This is a genomic window from Buttiauxella gaviniae ATCC 51604 (assembly GCF_001654835.1).
GTDB lineage: Bacteria > Pseudomonadota > Gammaproteobacteria > Enterobacterales > Enterobacteriaceae > Buttiauxella > Buttiauxella gaviniae.
In genome coordinates this window covers 1-5358 of the sequence record NZ_LXEP01000059.1, presented here as the reverse complement: position 1 = coordinate 5358, position 5358 = coordinate 1, and the positions used below count along the sequence as shown (strand labels likewise).

General features: G+C 54.0%; 1 protein-coding gene. It reads right to left on the bottom strand.

Annotation, left to right across the window (positions count from 1 at the left end; translation table 11 throughout):
- Positions 1 to 5358, bottom strand: a 5358-nt coding sequence (locus tag M977_RS23300) for a beta strand repeat-containing protein (RefSeq protein ID WP_209438621.1), incomplete at both ends; no start/stop codon positions are given.

Here is a 5358-nt window from a genome sequence, read left to right as displayed (position 1 = left end):
TGGGACTCCTGCCTGACCCAGGCTGTAACTCAATGCTGCCCCGTTGCTCAGCGTCAGGTCGCCATTAACGGTCAATGTACCGGGTTGAACATTGTTGCCACCCGGGGCCAGGGTTCCCCCATCTGCCACGTTAACCACTCCGCCAATCGTTCCGTTGCCGCCCAGTGTGCCACCACTGTTTACCGTGGTGGTGCCCGTTGCGGCGCTCTGAACGCCATCGATATACAGGCTGCCGGCATTCACTGTGGTGTTACCAGTATAACTGTTGTTCCCGGTCAGAGTGGTTGCCCCGTTACCCGATTGCAGCAGCTCACCACCACCGCTGATAGTGCCATCAAGCGTCATCGAATCTGCACGGTTAAAGGCAAGCGTACCATCATTGGCTACATCGCCCTTCAGACTGCCCGTCGTTCCACCATTGCCCAGTTGCAGCGTGCCCGCCGAAATGGTTGTGCCTCCGGTATACGTGCCCGAGCCCGTGAGAACGGTGGTTCCTGGACCATCCTGGGTCAACGCTCCGTCGCCACTTATATTGCCCGAAAGCGACAACGTGCTCCCCGTTACCGGCGCCAGCGTACCGCCACCGGCATTAAGGATGACATCCCGGGCGCTGCTCAAATCTGCACTGTTACTCAATATGCCGCCGTCAAAGGTCAGCGCACTGTTTACATCCCCGAGGTTGGCATCGCTACTTATCTGCAGGGTGCCTGCATCAATTTCCGTGCCGCCGGTATAGGTGTTGTTGCCTGAAAGCACCAGCGTGCCCGGCCCTGTTTTAGCCAGGCTGGTGCCGCTGTTAAGCACACTCTCAATGGTTGCGGTGTAATTTTTTCCGCCCGTTGTCCCGTCACCGACGCGCACGACAGAGTGGGTTGGATCGGCGACACTGCCCGACAGGGTTATCGCATCGCCTTTCACTTTGTAACCATCAACGGCAAACTGCATCCCGGAGACACCGACATCGCCTTTGCTGTTATCTACCGTGACCGTGCCCGCCGCTCCGGTGAAAATGGCGAAAGAGTTGTCCGCAAATGGCGCGTTGAGCGCACCACTATCATTGGTCCAGTTATCGTTGCCTGTTGCAGCCTGCCAGGTGCCATCCCCACCGGAGATCAGACTGTCGTTTTTAGCGCCCGCGGCACCATCCCAGTAATTGAGTGTCACCCCTTCACTGTTTACCAGGTTCACCTGACCGGATACCGAGGTCTGCACATAATTAGCCGTCGATGGCATCGAACCCAGCGCCAGCCCATTGTTGGTCAGCGAACCGGTGTAATTCATCAACCGGTAGAGGCCCACCTCATACTTTCCGCCTGGTGAAACGCTGACATTCAGCTTCCCGTCCAGTGTCAGATCCCCCCCGACACTGACCAGATCGTTGAGCACCCCACCCGCTTTTCCGGCTTGTCCGAGCTGGAATTTTACATTCGACAAATCGTTCAGTTGCAGGTCACCGTTGATGGTCAGCGTACTGATACCGCTGGTATTACTGCCCGGTGCCAGTGTGGCATTGTCATTAATGACGACATCACCGCCCAGTGTGCCGTTCCCGCCCAGTGTGCCGCCACTGTTTACCGTGGTGGTGCCCGTTGCGGTGCTCTGATCGCCATCGATATACAGGCTGCCGGCATTCACTGTGGTGTTACCGGTATAACTGTTGTTCCCGGTCAGAGTGGTTGCCCCGTTACCCGATTGCAGCAGCTCACCACCACCGCTGATAGTGCCATCAAGCGTCATCGAATCTGCACGGTTAAAGGCAAGCGTACCTTCATTGGCTACATTTCCTGTCAGGCTGCCCGTCTTGCCGCCATTACCCAGCTGCAGAGTCCCTGTGGTGATGGATGTACCGCCGCTGTAGTTGTTGTCTGACGTAAGAATTGTGGTACCAGCGCCCTGCTGTACCAGTTCCCCTGTTCCGGATATGTTTCCGGCAAAGGTCACGTCATCTGAACGATCCAGCACAAGTGTGCCATCATTAAGTACATCGCCCTTCAGACTGCCCGTCGTTCCGCCATTGCCCAGTTGCAGCGTGCCTGCGGTGATGGATGTACCGCCGCTGTAAGTGTTATCTGAAGTAAGAATTGTGGTGTCAGCGCCCTGCTTTACCAGTTCCCCTGTTCCGGATATGTTTCCGGCAAAGGTCACGTCATCTGAACGATCCAGCACAAGTGTGCCGTTATTAAGTACATCGCCCTTCAGACTGCCCGTCGTTCCGCCATTGCCCAGTTGCAGCGTGCCCGCCGAAATGGTTGTGCCTCCGGTATACGTGCCCGAGCCCGTGAGAACAGTGGTTCCTGGACCATCCTGGGTCAACGCTCCGTCGCCACTTATATTGCCCGAAAGCGACAACGTGCTCCCCGTTACCGGCGCCAGCGTACCGCCACCGGCATTAAGGATGACATCCCGGGCGCTGCTCAAATCTGCACTGTTACTCAATATGCCGCCGTCAAAGGTCAGCGCACTGTTTACATCCCCGAGGTTGGCATCGCTACTTATCTGCAGGGTGCCTGCATCAATTTCCGTGCCGCCGGTATAGGTGTTGTTGCCTGAAAGCACCAGCGTGCCCGGCCCTGTTTTAGCCAGGCTTGTGCCGCTGTTAAGCACACTCTCAATGGTTGCGGTGTAATCTTTCCCACCCGTTGTCCCGTCACCGACGCGTACGACAGAGCGGGTTGGATCGGCAACACTTCCCGACAGCGTTATCGCATCACCTTTCACTTTGTAACCATCAACGGCAAATTGCATCCCGGAGACACCGACATCGCCTTTGCTGCCATCTACATTGACCGTTCCTGCTGTGCCGGTGAAAATGGCGAAAGAGTTGTCCGCAAATGGCGCGTTGAGCGCACCACTATCATTGGTCCAGTTATCGTTACCTGTTGCAGCCTGCCAGATACCATCTCCGCCAGAGATTAGACTGTCGTTTTTAGCGCCCGCGGCGCCATCCCAGTAATTGAGTGTCACCCCTTCACTGTTTACCAGGTTCACCTGACCGGATACCGAGGTCTGCACATAATTAGACGTCGATGGCATCGAACCCAGCGCCAGCCCATTGTTGGTCAGCGAACCGGTGTAATTCATCAACCGGTAGAGGCCCACCTCATACTTTCCGCCTGGTGAAACGCTGACATTCAGCTTCCCGTCCAGTGTCAGATCCCCCCCGACACTGACCAGATCGTTGAGCACCCCACCCGCTTTTCCGGCTTGCCCGAGCTGGAATTTTACATTCGACAAATCGTTCAGTTGCAGGTCACCGTTGATGGTCAGCGTACTGATACCGTTTGCATCGCTGCCCGGTGCCAGTGTGGCATTGTTATTAATGACGACGTCACCACCAATGGTGCCATTCCCGGCTAAGGTAGAGCCACTATTAGCCGTGACCTGACTGGTTGAGTCGCCGAGATTATTATTGACATACACGGTGGCATCTTTGAGCACCACATCACCCTGATACGCCGCGCTGTTACCACTGAGGATCTGACTACCATTTTCAATGTTAACTGTACCGCTGCCCGTGAATTTCCCGGCATACTCATCTTTAGCATTGGTGATTGTCAGCGTTTTACTGCCGGTCTTAGTCTCAGAAAGGTTGTCACCCGTCAATGCGGTTATCGAGGTATCCGACGTGACGCCGGAGAAATCAAACACACTGTTATTCAGTTTGAGCTCACTGGAATCGGCCATTGAGCCGCCATCTGACAGGATCAGGGTGCTGTTATTCACCTGCGTGTTGCCGGTGAAGGTACTCACTCCACTCAGTGTTTCGTCAATATTGTTTAGCGTTAGCCCACCGGTCCCCTGAATCACACCGGCAAAGCTTGCTGTGGTTGGGGTTGTTGACGTTGTATCACCAGAGAGTGTCAGGGTATTAGCCCCCAGCACGACCTGCGCAGTACTGTTGCCGTCTAAACTATCGGCACTCACGCCGCTGCTGGTAGATGTAATATCAAGGGAGGCGTCTTTGATGGTCAATTTGTTTAACGAGGAGGTTCCCCCGTTTTGTAGCGCCAGAGTCCCCCCCGTCATGGTGGTATCGCCCGACCAGCTATTGGTGCCCGAAAGGGTTAACGTACCCGCCCCCGTTTTCAGTAAGCCGCCCACGCCGGTAATTCCAGCATCCTGAGTCAGGGTAGTCCCTGTATCGGTGGATATTTCACCGCCACCGCTCTTTAACACAACATTACGATTGAGCTTGAAAGTACTGGTGGTATCCAGCGCCCCACCATCGAGTATTAACGTCGCACCACTGCCGAGATTGTTGTTCGCCGAAATCTGCAAATCACCGTTACTCACCGTAGTATCACCTGTATAGGTGTTTACGCCGCCAAGGACCAATGTACCAAAACCAACTTTTTCCACACCGACATTACCTGTCAGTATAGAATTAATCGTAGCGACGTAGCCGGCGCTGGAGGATGTTCCATCACCGACATTAAGCTGAGTGTCTGTCTGCCCACTGGTCGGAAGCAGATTCAGTGAGTCGCCTTTAATGGTATAGCCATCAACATAGAACTGCATGCCTGAGGTATTAACAGCTCCGCCCACGGAAGTATCAACAGTGACAGTGCCGCCCGTCCCCATAAATACAGCAAAGCTCTTATCTGTCCACGGGGCGTCAAGAGAAGCGTCTTCAATCGACCAGTAATCCAGAACGCCATTACGCCACGTACCGTTCCCGCCTTGTATCAAACCATCGTTACGCACGCCATTGCCGCCGTCCCAGTAGCGCAATGTTTCACCCGAGGTATTCACCAGGTTGACCTGATTTGCGACCGACGTTTGAATATAAAAATCGTTGCTATTGAAGGTTGCCGGAAGCGCGCCAAAATCGAGGCTATTATTAACTAGGGTTCCGTTATAATTAAAAAGTCGGTAAACACCACTGTTCATGGTGCGGCCTGGAACCAGGGTAATATTCAGCTTACCATCAAGAGTTAAATTACCGCCTACCGAGATCAGATCGTTATATTGCCCACCAGGGGTATTGCCCTGGCCGAAATTATAATTAAGATTACTGTTCTGGAGAAGTCCGAAATTACCCGACACTGACAATGTTCCGACTGAGTTTGCAGTATTATTCCCGGTACTGACATTCCCGTTATCTGCGACAAGCACATTACCACTAATGGTACCCGTGCCTGCTAGTGTGCCGCCTGAATCGACTTTAACCGTCGAAGTAGAATTACCCAGTGAGCCATTCACATAAAGCGTTGCATTATTATTAACCGTTGCCGTTCCACTGTAGGCGTTGCTCGTTCCGCTCAGCGTCTCTGCGCCACCATTAATATTAAGAGCGCCACTCCCGCTAATGGCCCCTGCATAGGTATCTGCAGCATTTGTCAATGTCAGCGCTTTACT